Annotated in this window: 11 protein-coding genes; 10 read left to right on the forward strand and 1 reads right to left on the reverse strand. The window is 52.6% G+C overall.

All coding sequences use genetic code 11. From position 1 onward, the window contains the following. Window positions 1-65 precede the first annotated feature (65 nt). The 5 genes from QQL54_RS01645 to QQL54_RS01665 all read left to right on the forward strand — a co-directional run bounded on the left by QQL54_RS01645 (window position 66) and on the right by QQL54_RS01665 (window position 5,780). Window positions 66-1,913 carry a DUF885 domain-containing protein gene (locus QQL54_RS01645; protein ID WP_284386846.1) on the forward strand — a complete coding sequence of 616 codons (1,848 nt, stop codon included), beginning with the start codon at window positions 66-68 and terminating at the stop codon, window positions 1,911-1,913. 91 nt (window positions 1,914-2,004) lie between these two features. Beyond that, window positions 2,005-3,219 (forward strand): FAD-dependent oxidoreductase, encoded by a 1,215-nt coding sequence (locus tag QQL54_RS01650; protein WP_348520693.1) that lies wholly within the window; start codon window positions 2,005-2,007, stop codon window positions 3,217-3,219. Next, window positions 3,216-4,448: a M14 family metallopeptidase gene (locus tag QQL54_RS01655; RefSeq protein ID WP_284386850.1), complete on the forward strand. Its 1,233-nt coding sequence runs from the start codon at window positions 3,216-3,218 to the stop codon at window positions 4,446-4,448. Before QQL54_RS01650 ends, QQL54_RS01655 begins: the two co-directional genes overlap by 4 nt. After that, window positions 4,445-4,582 (forward strand): hypothetical protein, encoded by a 138-nt coding sequence (locus QQL54_RS01660; RefSeq protein WP_284386852.1) that lies wholly within the window; start codon window positions 4,445-4,447, stop codon window positions 4,580-4,582. The genes QQL54_RS01655 and QQL54_RS01660 overlap by 4 nt, the downstream gene beginning before the upstream one ends. Window positions 4,583-4,634: 52 nt before the next feature. After that, window positions 4,635-5,780 carry a dicarboxylate/amino acid:cation symporter gene (locus QQL54_RS01665; protein ID WP_284386853.1) on the forward strand — a complete coding sequence of 382 codons (1,146 nt, stop codon included), beginning with the start codon at window positions 4,635-4,637 and terminating at the stop codon, window positions 5,778-5,780. Here the strand turns inward: QQL54_RS01665 and QQL54_RS01670 are convergent. Further along, window positions 5,777-7,054 (reverse strand): TetR/AcrR family transcriptional regulator, encoded by a 1,278-nt coding sequence (locus tag QQL54_RS01670; protein WP_284386855.1) that lies wholly within the window; start codon window positions 7,052-7,054, stop codon window positions 5,777-5,779. The genes QQL54_RS01665 and QQL54_RS01670 overlap by 4 nt on opposite strands. Window positions 7,055-7,249: 195 nt before the next feature. On the opposite strand from QQL54_RS01670, the gene QQL54_RS01675 reads away from it, so the two are divergent. Genes QQL54_RS01675 through QQL54_RS01695 form a run of 5 tightly spaced genes read left to right on the forward strand, consistent with a single transcriptional unit; the run spans window position 7,250 to window position 15,268 of the window. Beyond that, window positions 7,250-10,285: a TonB-dependent receptor domain-containing protein gene (locus QQL54_RS01675; protein ID WP_284386857.1), complete on the forward strand. Its 3,036-nt coding sequence runs from the start codon at window positions 7,250-7,252 to the stop codon at window positions 10,283-10,285. Between the two features lie 20 nt (window positions 10,286-10,305). Next, window positions 10,306-11,202: a PHB depolymerase family esterase gene (locus QQL54_RS01680; protein WP_284386859.1), complete on the forward strand. Its 897-nt coding sequence runs from the start codon at window positions 10,306-10,308 to the stop codon at window positions 11,200-11,202. Window positions 11,203-11,206: 4 nt separating this feature from the next. Beyond that, window positions 11,207-12,673 carry an SLC13 family permease gene (locus QQL54_RS01685; protein ID WP_284386861.1) on the forward strand — a complete coding sequence of 489 codons (1,467 nt, stop codon included), beginning with the start codon at window positions 11,207-11,209 and terminating at the stop codon, window positions 12,671-12,673. A gap of 4 nt (window positions 12,674-12,677) precedes the next feature. Next, the gene (locus tag QQL54_RS01690) at window positions 12,678-13,847 is read left to right on the forward strand and encodes a M14 family metallopeptidase (RefSeq protein WP_284386863.1); all 1,170 of its coding nucleotides are present in this window, start codon (window positions 12,678-12,680) and stop codon (window positions 13,845-13,847) included. Continuing rightward, the gene (locus QQL54_RS01695) at window positions 13,844-15,268 is read left to right on the forward strand and encodes a lyase family protein (RefSeq protein WP_284386865.1); all 1,425 of its coding nucleotides are present in this window, start codon (window positions 13,844-13,846) and stop codon (window positions 15,266-15,268) included. The genes QQL54_RS01690 and QQL54_RS01695 overlap by 4 nt, the downstream gene beginning before the upstream one ends. The last annotated feature ends 21 nt before the right edge of the window (window positions 15,269-15,289 follow it).

The following is a 15,289-nucleotide window of genomic DNA, read 5'->3' on the forward strand; positions in this document are numbered from 1 at the left end:
GGCCCATTGCTACTGCATCCGATCCATCGCAATCTATTGGTCTCGAACACCGATAGGATCAGGCCATGAAATTTTCTCGCCGCGAGCTTCTCCAAACTTCAGCTGCCGTGGTTGCCTCATCTGGCGTTCTTGCGGCAGGGTGTGCACAGCGTGCGCCTGTTGCGACTGAGAATTTCGACGGTTTAGCGAAGACCCTCCTGGATAGCGCGAAGGATTTGATGCTTCGTGCCTACCCTGAAACGGCCTCCAGCGTCGGAGTAGATACGGGAGAGTATGTGGCGCTGAAGTCGCAACTGACCGATCGGTCCCCGGCCGGACAAGCCGCAATCGCAAACGATGTTCATACGCTTTTATCCGCGCTTCAAAAAGTCGATACAGACAAGCTTTCGGCTGACGTCGCTTTGGATATGGATGTCGTGACCTCCGTATTCGAACGCACGGCGGAAGGCTTTAACTATCCTTATGGCGATGTTGCGCTGTTGAATTACAACTGGTCTTATCGCAACAGTCCCTATGCCGTGGCTCAGAACACCGGTGCCTTCGTTGAAATTCCAAGCTTTTTGGATGCCTCCCATGCGGTTAAAACCACTGATGATGCGGATGCCTATCTGACACGTATGCAGGCCTATGCGGGCCAACTGGACGGAGAAACCGAACGTGTCATGGCTGATGGCGCCCGCGGCGTTGTTTTGCCGAATTTCCTCTTAGAGAAAACATTGGCGCAGCTTCGGGACGCGCGTGACCGATCGCCTGCAGAGTGGGGTATCGTGCAATCTATCGTGACCCGCGCGAAAGATTTGGGCCAATATGAGGACCCCGCCGTGTCAATCGCAGCGCAAGACATTGTCCCAGCTTTGACCCGCCAGATTGAGGCGCTCGAGGCGCTTGCTCCCAAGGCGACGTCAGATGCGGGCGTTTGGGCAAAGCCGGACGGTGATGCCTATTATGATTGGACGCTCCGGTCGAGCACTACGACGAAGATGGGCGCGGATGAGGTCCATCAAATGGGTTTGGACGAGCTGGCTGACCTTCACGCGCAGATGGAGCCCATCCTCCAATCGGTTGGGTATACGAACGGGTCTGTTGGCGCGCGTATGTCGGCCTTGGGTGCGGATAAGCGCTATCACTTCAAGCCCGGCGATCCAGGCCGTGCTGAGATTATGAGTTTTATTGAGAACACGGTCACCGACATTCGTAGCCGCATGCCTGAAGCGTTCGAGACACTCGTACCGGGCTTTCTCGAAGTTGTACGTATTTCTCCAGATGTGGAAGCCGGTGCTCCCGGGGCATATGGCGGTGCGGGGTCGATCGATGGGACGCAGCCCGGACATTTTTGGATCAATCTACGCTCGACCGATTTGCACAATAAATTCAACCTCGCGGACCTGACCTATCATGAAGCAATCCCGGGTCATGTATGGCAAGGGGAATATGCGTTCAAACAATCCCTCACACGCTCACTGCTGGCGTTTAACGCCTACTCCGAAGGGTGGGCGCTCTATGCGCAGCAGATCGCCGATGAGCTTGGTGTTTATGATGATTTCCCGGTCGGCCGACTGGGATACCTGCAATCCTTGGCCTTCCGTGCCTGTCGTCTGGTCGTGGACACGGGACTGCATGCGAAACGGTGGACGCGTGAAGAGGCTAATCAGTGGTTTGTCGAAAACAACGGTTCCAACCCCGAAGAGGTGAGGGGCGAAGTCGATCGCTATTGCGCATGGCCGGGGCAGGCCTGCGGCTACAAGGTCGGGCATTCGGCGATTAATCGACTTCGCGACAAGGCCAAAAGCGAATTGGGTGATCAGTTTGATTTCCGCCGTTTTAACGATGCACTTGTCCTAGGCGGCAATGTACCGATGACAGTCCTCGGTCGCGTTATTGACGCCTACATCGCGCGAGAGAAACAAGCGTGAGCCAATCCCTAGGCATATTTCGAATGAGTGATCGCGGCTGATTGTGGTTTAACGCGCGTGGTTCTACCAACGCGCTGGCAGGTGTTAAACGATTGATTCCTGTGACTGGCTGAAGAGGGCGATCATGAAAATCTGTGTCCTCGGGGCTGGGGTGGTTGGCGTATCGACGGCGTTCGCTTTGTCACGATTAGGACATGAGGTTGAGGTGATCGATCGCGCGGATTGCGTTGCCTCTGGGGCGAGCCACGCCAATGGCGCTCAGCTGTCTTGGTCGCATACGGATCCAATGGCCAGCCCGGCTATTCTTGGAAAACTACCGGCTTTTCTTGTTGGCTTGGATCCGGCTATGCGAATCCACCTCTCATTGAAACCAAATTTCTTGGGCTGGGGGCTTTCATTCCTCCGACATTGCACGCCAAGCTTATTTGAAGGTGGTCGCCGGAAGAGGCACCAACTGGCTGAAGACTCTCGATTGGCCCTTTCAGAATTTGAACGTGATTTTGCTGGAGCAAAGATGCGGCGAACTGGGATAGGCAAAATCGTCTTAGCGCAAACACTGGGGCAGCAGCGCGCTATGCTGCAATCGGAAAAATATCACACAGCCGAACAATGTGTCGAGATTGAACCGGCACTCAAATCTTGGGGTGGGAATAATTTGGGTGGTCTTTATGCGCCTGACGATTGTGCGTTGGACACTGTCTATTTTTGCACCCGATTGAAAGATGAGGCGGAGACGAAATACGGAACGAAATTCCGGTTCGGGGAGACCATCCACTCCATTTCTACCAAACAAGGTCGCATAGACGGCGTTACTACAGAGACGGGTCATACGCGCTGCGACGCCGTCATAGTTTGTCTAGGTAATGACGTGAACGCATTGGTTAGACCTCTTGGATTGTCTGTGCCTATCTGCTCGGTACGAGGCTATAGCGTAACGCTCCCTGCGAAAGCCCACGCTCCGAAAGCCAGTCTCACCGATCTGACGCACAAAATCGTTTTCGCCAATCTTGGTGATAAAATTCGTATTGCGGGCTTTGCTGATATTAACGCCTTGCAAGAGCGATCTGCGCGAAGAGTTGAAACCCTGATCGATATTGCCCGAAATTGCTGGCCCGATATTGCCGACTATGAGGCTGAGCCTTCAGCCTGGACAGGTGCTCGGCCTATGACGCCGTCGGGTATTCCCGTGATCGGACCAACCTCTATTGAAGGCTTGTTCCTGAACGCTGGTCATGGTTCCCTTGGCTACACATTCGCGGCAGGCAGCGCGCAGCGCATTGCCAATCAGATCGGAGGCCCCTCATGAAAATATTGGCACCGCTTGGGCTGTGGTGTGCGCTCGCGTTGGCAGGCTGCACAACAGTTTCGATGGGTGACGAGCCTGCAGCGCCGTTGCTTTCCGGAGAAACAATCCTCTGTGAGACGGCCGATGTGGCCATCCGAACCGGATATAGTACGTCTCGCGCTACCGATTGTCAGACACTATCAAAGCGCCATTTCGTTTTGAACATTCAGCCCGAAGCGATGGTCGACCCGAATGGGATTTCGATCAACGATAGTGCTTGGTATGGATTCCGGGTGGCGCCCAAAACAAAAAGTTCTGTCCGGGTTCGACTCGATTATGAAGGTGGGTCACATCGCTACAATCCGAAAGTAAGCCGCGATGGGCAAAACTGGACGCTGTTACCCTCAGATCGCGTGAAACAAATTTCCGACAGGTCTGTGGAATTAAACCTCAAGCCCGGTGCGGATCCTCTCTTTGTCTCAGCGCAGGAAATTTTCTCTCCTGCATCCCATTATGCTTGGCTAAGTAAAGTGGGTGAACGGACTGACGCGACTGTTTCGGAAATCGGGAGGTCTGTACAAGGTAGGGCGCTACTACAAATCGACATTCAGACCGAGCTAGATAAGGAGAAACCCTATATTGTCCTGATTGGTCGCCAGCATCCGCCAGAAGTGACAGGGGCCTACGCCCTAATGTCTTTCGTCGAAACGATCCTGAATGGATCAGACTTGTCAGAGCAGTTTCTGGATAGCTTCAATCTGCTCGTTATACCGATGGTCAATCCTGACGGCGCGGAAAACGGAAATTGGCGGTTTAATATGGGGGGTACAGATCTCAACCGCGATTGGGGGCCGTTCACTCAACCTGAAACACAAGCCGTCCGATCAGCGTTGCAACGCTTTCACACAGGCGAAGATGACGTCGCATTTTTCACCGACTTCCACTCTACGAAACGCAATCTGCTTTATACGCAAGCTGATGAGGAGCCGACAATCCCGGCCATGTTTACGCGAGACTGGATTGCCGCGGTGAACGCCAGATTAGATGAGGCGGAATATCCTTATACGCGGGAAGAGAGTCCGAATGGCGGGCAACCGATTTCCAAGAACTATATGTATGGAAGTTTCGGAATTCCTTCTATTACCTATGAGGTTGGCGACAAAACCCCTCGGCCTGCTATCGCCGAGTCGGCCACAATATTCTCTGAGGAAATGATGCGGCTTCTATTGGCGTCACCAGACAATCCATGAAGGACTGGCTCAACGATATCCACGCGGACTTTGTAAACGACGTTCCAAAAGTCCAAGATGTACAAATGACTGCAGCCTTTGCACGCTGTGCTCTGAAACGCGGCGATAAGGGCCAAGGTAGTTATGCTGAATAAGTTGATCGCGTTAGGGCTTTTCCTGGGGCTTTGTGTTGGCTTGGGCGCTGCCATGACCGGCAACCCGGTTCTGCAGGCTATCGCGCGAGAGTCGGCCCCGCTTGGCAAGCTATTCATCAATGCGATCAGAATGATCGTGATCCCTTTGGTTGTCGCGATTATATTTTCGAGTGTCGCGCGGCTTGGAGATATTAGGAAGCTTGGGACAATCGGGGGGAAAACCCTTGTATTCTATTGGGTGACGCTGGTGCCAGCGATCTTGATCGGCATGAGCGTCATGGCACTTGGTCTGCGGTTTGTGCCAGATATGGTCATGCCACCCGTCGATGACGTGCCAATTCCACAATTGCAGAGCATCACAGACTTTATTGTGAGTTTGATACCGCCCAACCCAATTGCGGCGGCGGCTGACGGCGCAATCCTGCCTTTGATCGTTTTCACAGCCCTTTTCGCTGCGGCGGCAGGAACATTGCCGATCGAGCGCAGAGAGCGAATGATCACAGCTGCAGAGGATATTGGGGAAGCGCTGATCAAGCTTGTTTGGTGGGTCTTGTTGGTTGCTCCCATTGGCGTGTTCGGACTAATCGCGCCGGCGACCGCGCAAATGGGCTGGGGTATTATTCAAAGCCTTGGCGTGTTTATCATCAGTGTGGCGCTGGCACTTATACTGTTCGTGGCGGTTGTATTCGTCCCGCTCCTTTTAATCTTTGCAAAGCTGGGGCCCCTAAAGTTTTTCAAGGGCATATTAGGCGCTATGTCGATTTCCTTTTCCACGACCAGTACGGCTGCCGCGATCCCGGTCACGCTGGAAGAGGTGACCAAGAATCTAGACGTGTCTGACACGACCGCAGATCTGCTCGTTCCGCTCGGAGCGTCGATCTTCCGCCCCGGAAGCGCTCTGTTTCAGGGTGCGGCTATCGTCTTTCTGGCACATATTTACGGTGTGCCCATTGCCTTGGGAACGGTTGGCGCTGTGCTCTTGGCAACCTTCCTCGTTTCGCTGACTGTGGCACCCGTGCCATCATCAAGTGTGGTGACGATGGCGCCTGCGCTTGAAGCTATCGGCGTGCCCGTTGCAGGATTGGCGCTCATGCTAGGCATTGACCGTATTCCAGACATGATGCGTAGTGCCGTCAACGTGATCGGACAGATCACGGCTGCGGTCATGGTCGATAAATCAGCGCCAAAGCCGGACTAGCCTTCTTTCCGCGCATACCCCGTCAGTAGAGGCTCAAAGTAAGCGGCAGACGCTGCGACAGGTTCTACAGCGGGGTTCCATGATTGGTGTAATGGAGTTGCCGCCAAGCGCCATTGGCTAGCCGAGAAGAGCGTACCCATAAAAAGGTTTTCTAAGGCGTCAAGATCGATCGATCTAGCCGATCCATCTAGCATGGCGATAGCGATTATCTCTGAGAAAGAGGCTCTCAAACGTTTCAACCTGGCTTCGATGACCTTTCTCTTAGCCGAGTTGACTGAACTGAGCAGGTTCAACCGGATAAGGGGATCAAGGTCGGTAATGTGACCTTCGAACAATGTGCGCAAGGTTTGCTCGATCACAGTAATTGCGTCGAGTTGTGTGTCTCGCCTCGCCCGATCCAAAGCATTTTCAATCGTGTCGCATGTGCGATCAAAACATCGCTCAAGCAGATCATCCTTATCGGAAATATAATAGTAGAAGGCTCCCCGGGTGACGCCCAGTTCCTTTGCAAGATCATTCAATGAGAGTTTCCGAAAGCCGGTTCTGTTCAGAAATCTGATCCCGGTTCGCAAAAAGGCATCGCGCTTAAGCTGGTTGCGAACAGATCGATCAAATATGGCTGGATAATGATCCAATTGCTGTCGGAGATTCGTACGACTAATGCGTCGATCTGGATCGAGAACGATCCCATTTCGTAAAAGGTCGCAAAGTCCGTCCATCGCGCTTTCATGATGCGCATTGGGCATGCTGGCAAACCAACGCGGTAGCCAATGTAGAAGGTTTAAAAGGAAAAAAGTGGCTGCCGCTGGCGACTGTACGTCGACGGATCCGTCATCAATTCCTGATTGAATGAACGCGCAAATGCGTTCGATCTGCGCATCATGCTTTGCCAATATTTCGGGGTTTGAGCTCTGTGAGACGGCCTCGATGTCAGACAGTAGCGGGGTTGGAGGCGTCCGTCCCGCAAGCGCGGCTGCATGCGTTTCTGCTCTGCGACGCACAAGCGAAAGGATGCGCTCCAGACCTGTTCCAGCCTCTGAGGCTAAGTCCAACTCATGCGTATTGAACGCACAAGAGATAGATAGAGCTTCCTCCAGCAAGGCATCCTTGGATCGGAAGTGGTAGCTGATACTCGTTTTGCTTTTGCCGACCTCGTTCGCAATGTCTTCAAGGCGGGTGTCGTGGTATCCATCCGCATTGAACAGCTCGACGGCGCGCGCGAGAATTTCTGCGCGTTTGCGAGATGTTTGTTTTTCAGAGCCGGTTTTCGTCATGTCTTAAACTGCTTCATGAGGGGCCTTTAATTCTTTCGACATACGAACCTCTACACCAAAACTGAACCAGTTGTATGTTTTTTGTTGACTGCTTTCAGATTGGAGATAGGCTGAGTTCAAACAAGACGTATATTCAGGGGATTCACAATGCGCGTTCAAGTTAAGCATTCTCTTATGCTGTCGACAGCCATGGTTATGGCTGCAGCGACTTCAGTTCATGCTCAGGATGTGACTGACGATGACGAAGTCATCACGACAGGGACCTTTATTCAAGGGGCGCGCGTCAATGAAGCCTTACCTGTGACGGTAGTTACTAGCGAAGATTTGCAAAGTATTGGCTCGCTTGATGGGGAAGACCTCATTCGATCTCTGCCGTCAAATGGTGCCGTAGAGTTCAATGGATCTAACAATGTTACGCCCAATAATGCGCGGGGAGACGTCGCCTCCATCAACCTTCGGTCCATTGGCTCCAGCGGGACATTGGTGCTGCTGAATGGTCGCCGGGTCGTAAACCATCCGGGCACACAAGCCGAGCTTTCTACGCCTGTCACGACGGTCAATACGAACGCACTGCCTGTAGGCGGCGTGCGTCGTATGGAGGTCTTTAATGATGGTGCCTCAGCAATTTATGGCTCTGACGCCGTCGCTGGGGTCGTGAACATGATCCTCAAAGACAATTATGAAGGTTTGAGCTTCTCTGCCCGAACAGGCTTTGCTGAAAATACCGGGCTTGATGAGTCGAGCATCACGGTCACTGGCGGCAAGGATTTCGAAGGTGGAAAGACCAATGTTTCCTTCTTCGCTGAATATTCAAAGCGTGATGGGCAAATGGCGAGTGAGCAAGACTTCACCGCTGCTGCTGATCTGCGTCCTTTTGTTGTTGGGACAAGTTTTGAAGGTGACACTTCATTCGATAACCGCACGACCGGCTCACCGTGGGGGCAGTTCACACTGCGAACGACATCCCGAACACGCGTTCGCCAGGACGGTACGACGCTTACGACATCAAGTGGTCGCTTCCATATCCAACCCACTAGTTTTTCTGGGTGCCGAGGAACGGCTGTTGGTAACCTCGCTGACCTTGGTCTGTGTATCGATGATAGCTCCCTTGATCGCGATCTGCGGTTCAATGATGACTTCGATAAGTCGATTGTGTCCGACCGTGACCGGGTAAATCTCTTTGCTTTTGTAAATCGTGATCTCGATAATGGTGTCCGCCATTATAGCGAACTTGGTTTCTATTACGCCGAAACCCAACCGATTAACTCTAGCTCCTCTCCGCTCGGCAGCGGCGATATCGTGATCCCCGCCAATTATTATTATAACCCGTTTGGTCCCGTGCGCTTTTCTGATGGCTCGCTCAATCCTAACCGCTTGCCCGGTCTCACTAATGTGCCGGATGAAGGATTGCCTGTTTTTGTCGATTCTGGACGGTTTCGTCTCGATGATGTTGGCACGCGCAACGTGAACGTTGTCAATAAATCCTTCCGGGCTTTAACCGGCTTCAAAGGTGACTTTGGCGACTCGGGCTGGGATTGGGATACGGCGCTGCTTTGGAATCATGCCGAAACAGACGACATCACGTCTAACCGCGTGTCGTCGACCCTTTTTCAGCAGGCATTGTTCAATGAAACACCTAACGTTTACAATATTTTCAATGGCGGAAATCAGAGCAACCCATCTTTCGGGGACGCGCCCGGTAATGATCGCAGCCTGATTGATCCTTTCATCATCTCGGTCGAACGTCTGACCACGTCGACGCTATTGCTCGCGGATTTTAAAGTGACAAATGGTGCCGCTTTTTCATTACCGGGCGGTCCGGTAGGGCTAGCCTCTGGCATGGAGATCCGTCGCGAAAGCTATACCGAAGACCGAGACGATCGCCTTGATGGCACGATTACATATACCAATGCTGTGACCGGAGCTGTGTCTGACTCTGATGTGGTGAATTCGACCGGTACGCCGGATTCAGAAGGGTCTCGCACTGTGGTTGCCATATTCGGTGAAGCCTCGGTGCCGCTTGTTAGCCCCGGAATGAATATCCCATTGGTGGATACATTCGATTTGCAATTAGCGGCGCGCTATGAGGATTACTCCGACTTTGGTGGATCTGGTATCAAGCCTCGCGTTGCTGCGGCGTGGAAACCGTTCGATGCCTTAAAACTAAGAGGCGCTTGGTCCAAAGGCTTCCGCGCACCCAACCTGCTAGTCATCAACCAAGCTGTCGGCCGATCCAACTTCCGCGAAGATTCTGCTTTCTGCGAAGCGGGCGTGCAAAACGGGACTTTTGCCGAGTTTGGCGATTGTATCGGCTTTTCGAACTCCACACTGGAACGTCGGGAAGTGGCTGACGATATTGGTCCAGAGGATGCGCGCAACATTACGTTTGGCGGTGTGTTTGAACCTCGCGGTCTCTCAGGTGGACTTTCGTTCTTGAACAATCTGACGGTGACCGTTGACCGATGGGATATCAAACGTGAAAATGTTGTTGGTGTCTTCGGCGCAACAAATCAGATCAACTTAGACTTGGTGCTGCGCTTGAACGGTTCTTCTAACCCGAACGTTGTTCGGCTTGCCCCAAACGTAGACGATATTGCGTTTTTCCAAGGCACCGCGTTCGAGGCTAATCCTTTCGGAGCTATCGACTTTACGCGGGATACTTATGACAACAATGAAACCCAACGTGTGAAGGGCATCGATTACGCCGTCTATTACGATCTGGACGGCACCCCGTTGGGCGATTTCGGTTTCAAATTCAACGCAACACAAATGACCGATTATTTTATTGGTCTATCTCCGGGCTCAATTCTCATTCGCGAAGCAATCGATTCAGGTCTCATCTCGGACGATATTTCGATTTCGCAAGAAGGTGATATTGTTGGTATTAATGGCCAGCCTGAATGGCAAGCTAACGCCAGTGTCAGGTGGCGCACCGATAGCGGTTTTGGTGCCGGAGCCAGATATAGCTACACAGGTGACTTCATCGAGGAAGGCCCAGGTCTCGACCCCGATGGCAATCCGTTTGTCGTCCAAGACGTTGGCTTAACCAACCTTTACGCCCAGTATAGTTTTGACCGCAAAGGCGTGTTCGACAATACGCGTTTCAGAGTAGGCGTGAACAATGCGTTCGACGTGAAACCGCCTCTTGCGGATGAGAACTTTGGGTACTTCAACGAGTATCACTCATCTCGAGGTCGCTACTTCTATTTCGATGTCAGTAAACGATTCTAAGCGGCTCGGCGGTCTAGACGATGCCTTCGGCCTATTCGGCCAGACACAGTTTTTCATTCCGCCGCTTTTTGGCGGCGGGTGTACTGGTATTATTTGCCTGGCTATCGGTCAGCCCAGTCTTTGCGCAATCTGTTCAAATAGGTGCGTTTGAGTTCTCAAACTGGGATGGTCCCGTCCTTCCAATACATTATGCGGAGCCGGACGGTCTTTCGCCGGACGCGCCCATCGTCATTGTCATGCACGGCGTTAACCGCAACGCTGATGACTATCGTGACAATTGGATCGACCTAGCAGATCAGTATGGTCTGGCAGTCTACGCACCCGAATTCTCAAAGGCAGATTTTCCGAAATCGAAAAACTATAATCTTGGCGGATTGTCGAATGCAGACGGGCGCGCATTTGATGCAATTGATCCGCTATTCGACCAGATCAAAGCGCGCCGTGGAGTCGATAATGCTAAATATTATCTATTCGGCCATTCCGCAGGGGCGCAATTCGTTCACCGCTTTGTCTATTTCAATTCTGACGCACGGTTTGAACAGGCCTACGCCGCCAATGCTGGTTGGTATACTTTACCCAACACGAATTGGGATTGGCCTTATGGCTTAAAGCATGCGCCTGCGAAACCGATCGCTATGCCGGATATTCTATCTCGGGATCTCGTCCTTCTTCTTGGGGACCGGGATATTGATCCGACAAGCCGTAATTTGCGCCAGACACCGGAAGCGAAGGCACAAGGTCAGCACCGTTTTGAACGGGGCTTCAATTTTCTAAAAGTGGCTAAGGAGCAGGCTGATAGGCTTGGCGTGCCCGCGAGATGGACATTTCAAATTATCCCGGATGTCGCCCATGACAATCACGGCATGGCTATAGCAGCTGCCGCTCAGATCGATTCTCACCATACTGGAAAAGGCTAACCTCGTGACCTCAGACTCAAACGCGTCACGGGGGGTGTCTCAAAACATTGGTCTGGCAGCCGGGCCAATGGTTGCCATCCTGCTCTTCCTCTTTTTTAGACCGGATGGTTTGTCATTGACAGGGACGGCAACCGCTGCGTTCGCGGCATGGATGGCGATCTGGTGGTCGACGGAGGCGATCCCCGTGGCTGTCACCGCTTTTCTGCCTCTCGTTTTGTTTCCGCTGTTCGGCATTAATACTATGTCGGTCACAGCCTCATCCTATTCGCATCCAATTATCTATCTCTTTTTGGGGGGGTTCGTCATCGCTCTGGCGATTGAGCGTTCGGGGTTACATGTGCGAGCTGCCTTGAAAGTTTTCCGAATGGCCGGCTTGAACGGGAAATCGCTTGTTGCTGGATTTATGGCGGCGGCCGCGCTGATCAGTATGTGGATATCCAATACCTCCACGACGCTGATGCTGTTGCCGATCGCGGCTTCAGTGACTTTGGTTATCCGCGATACGATGTCGGATTCGCTCTCCAAGACTGAGATTTCAAACTTTGAGACCTCCATGCTGCTAGGGTTAGCTTATGCGGCGACGTTGGGTGGGATGGCGACATTAGTCGGCACGCCGCCGAACACATTTATGGTCGGCTTCATGGCCGATAGCTATCAGATGGACATTGATTTCCTGCGATGGATGATTGTCGGTGTGCCGTTAGCCTTGATCATGCTGCCGTTGACGTGGCTCGTGCTGACCCGGTTCTTATATCCCGTCAATTTCCGGGCGACCCAACAGGCACGCTCTCATATTGATCATCTATATACCGGGCTTGGGACGATGAGCGTAGCGGAAAGGCGAACCCTTTATCTGTTCATTGCGCTTGTCTTGGGGTGGGTGCTTCGAAAACAAATCGTCGCCGTAACGGGCCTGACGGGTCTAACTGACTCCGGCGTTGCCATGGCAGCCGCTGTTGCGGCCTTCATCATTCCCAGCGGTAAGACAGGTGAGGGCTTGATCACTTGGGAGGACATGAAAAGACTGCCTTGGGGCGTCCTCATTCTCTTCGGCGGCGGTTTGGCTCTCGCAGGTGGCATGACGGCGACCGGGCTGACACTCTGGCTCGGCAAGCAACTCGCACCATTAGGCGAAATCAATATTGCTGTGCTCGTCGTCTGTTCAGCCTTGTTGGTAATTTTCCTGACAGAATTGACGAGTAACCTTGCGACGACGGCGACGATCTTGCCCGTCATGGCCGCGATTGCGGTCGAGACAGGTCAAGACCCGCTGGTATTCGTTATTCCTGTTACCTTGGCAGCAAGTTGTGCCTTCATGCTTCCGGTCGCAACACCCCCCAATGCCATCGTCTTCAGTTCCGGGCGTGTCTCGATCCCGCGTATGATGCGTGCTGGTTTCGTCTTGAATATTATCGGCGTCATCGTTCTGTCGCTGGTGGCTCTAAAGCTTGTTCCTCTCGTATTTGGGTGACCCTATGAGACGTCAATTAGCACCATATTTAGTCATGGGACTGTGGGTTTCCGCCTGCGCAACGACGCCGTCCTATCAGTGTGATCTCAATGCAGTGGAGTTCAAAACAGACTTCGAAAGCGGGCAATTGAACACCGTATCCTGCGATACGAACGGATACCGTATTGTGATCTCTCCGGAAAACACGCCTATCAACAATAGCCCTTGGTACGCCTTTGACATAATGGGCGCCGAGAACATCACCGTCCCGATTACCCTCGTCTATGAAGGTGGAACACACCGATATAGTCCGAAACTGCAGAAGGGTGATGGCAGTTGGCAAGATATTACGGACACTGTCTTTGTTACGGAGGATAAGTCTTCGGCTCGGTTTAACATCACGCCCGCGTCGGACTCAGTGCGGATTGCGGCCCAGCCAATTATCGACACGCAAGATCATCTCGCATGGATGCGGGAAAAGGCGAGGCTGAATTTTGTCAAACTTGATCAAATTGGTCAGTCTGTCGAAGAGCAGCCAATTTTCAAGCTCGAGGAAGTGGATGCGCCTTTGGCTGACAAGCCATATGTGGTCATCATCGGTCGGCAACATCCGCCGGAAGTGACGGGTGCACAGGCGCTGATCCCCTTCGTTGATACGATTTGGAATGATAGCGCGTTGTCACAGCGGTTCCGGGACGAATATAATCTAATTGTCATTCCTCTGATCAACCCTGACGGCGTGCTCAAGGGTCATTGGCGCCACAATGTTTCGGGTTTGGACCTTAACCGGGATTGGGGGCCATTTACTCAGCCAGAAACGCAAGCGGCTCAAAACGAGTTTCGACGGTTTGAATCTGGTCAAGATGACATCGTTTTATTCCTAGATTTTCACTCCACTTGGCGAAACCTCATTTACACTCAGACGGATGAAGAGCCGACAGTCCCTGCCGACTTCACTCGGAACTGGATTGACCGCGTCAAAGCTAAACTGACAGATGATGTCTACGCCTTCACGCGAGAAGCCAACACAACATCGGACCGACCCGTGTCGAAGAACTACATGTACCGCACCTATGGAGTCCCAGCGATGACGTTTGAGGTCGGTGATGATACATCCGTTGCCGCCATTGAGGCGGCAAGCCAAGTGTTTGCCGAGGAGATGATGACATTGCTGCTGGAGGAGGCTTCGCGATGAAAACGAGGCTGCTTGCACTTGCCGTCACAACGCTTGTCTACGCTGCACCTAGCAGTTTCCTGTCTGCGCAGGCCTTACCCGATCAACTGAAAATCTCGGCGAAACCCGATACGATTGAGCGCGTATTTCTGCCCGATAATCGTAACCAACGCATTCTCGATATCGAAGCCGCCATTGCCAGAGCGCAGGCGGTTCATGGCGTGATCCCGCAATCGGCAGCCGATCACATCAGTGCAAAGGCCGATGTGAAATATGTTCCGCAAGAGGCGCTTGCGGCTGAATATAAGAAAACCAATCACCGTATGGTCGCGCTGCTCAATGTCTGGAGTGAGCATCTGGACTCGGAGGCCGCCAACTATCTGCATTACGGCGTTACGACTGTAGACATATACGACACAGTACGAGTTCTACAGGTGAGGGATAGTATTCTGCATCTGATCGAGGACATGCGAGAGATTGAAGTCGCTCTGCTCGGACTGGCCGAGCAGCATCGAGACACGGTCATGATCGGCCGAACGATCGGGCAACATGCCTTGCCGATTACATTTGGTAAAAAGGTTGCCGTTTGGGCGGCGCAGAACCGTCGCAATATTGAGCGATTGAAAGAGGTGCTTATCCGTGTCGAGTCTCGCGGTGTCTTGAAGGGCGCGGTCGGTACTCATTTGGGATTAGGTCCCAAAGGACATCTGATAGAGCGGGATGTTTCTAAAGCTCTAGGTCTGTCTGACCCTGAACCAGCTGACTGGCACGGCTCTCGTGACGTGTTTGCCGAGTATGGTCAGGTGCTTGCTCTGATCTCGAAATCCTACGGCGCGATGGGCGCTGAAATCTTCCGTCTCATGGGTACAGATATTGGCGAACTGTCAGAACGTCAGCCGGACACGAATGTCGGCAGCAGCACCATGCCGCATAAGCGTAATCCGCGGATGCCAGAACGTGTAATAGCCCATAGCCGAAAGATTCCGCGTCTGGCTGAAATCCTGCTTGATGATGTCGAAAACACATTCGAACGTGACAACACCTCCGGCCCCAACCGTATTGTTGAAGAGATCAGCTTGGAAGCGTCCCGTATGATACGGGACACACGAAAAATGATCGATGTGATCGTCGTCGATGAGTCCAGAATGTTGGAGAGCGTCAATCTGACGGACGGCATGGTCATGGCTCAGCGTTTAATGCTGTTTCTATCCGAAAAAATCGCAAGATCAGAAGCGGAAGAGCGAGTTCGCAAAGCAGCGCAAATGTCCCTTGTTGAGGATTTGTCTTTCCGAGAGGCCTTGTTAAACGATCCTGTTCTCTCTGCTCATTTGCATGACCGAATAGACCAACTGTTGGACCCAAGAGGCTATCTAGGTCTCTCGTCTGAGCAGGTCGATCAGACGATTGAGTACGTAAAGCAGCGTCGGAAAACGGATCCGTAGACTGACCTGAGCGAGTATCCT

The sequence above is a fragment of the Algimonas ampicilliniresistens genome (assembly GCF_030159955.1).
In the GTDB taxonomy this organism is placed as follows: domain Bacteria; phylum Pseudomonadota; class Alphaproteobacteria; order Caulobacterales; family Maricaulaceae; genus Litorimonas; species Litorimonas ampicilliniresistens.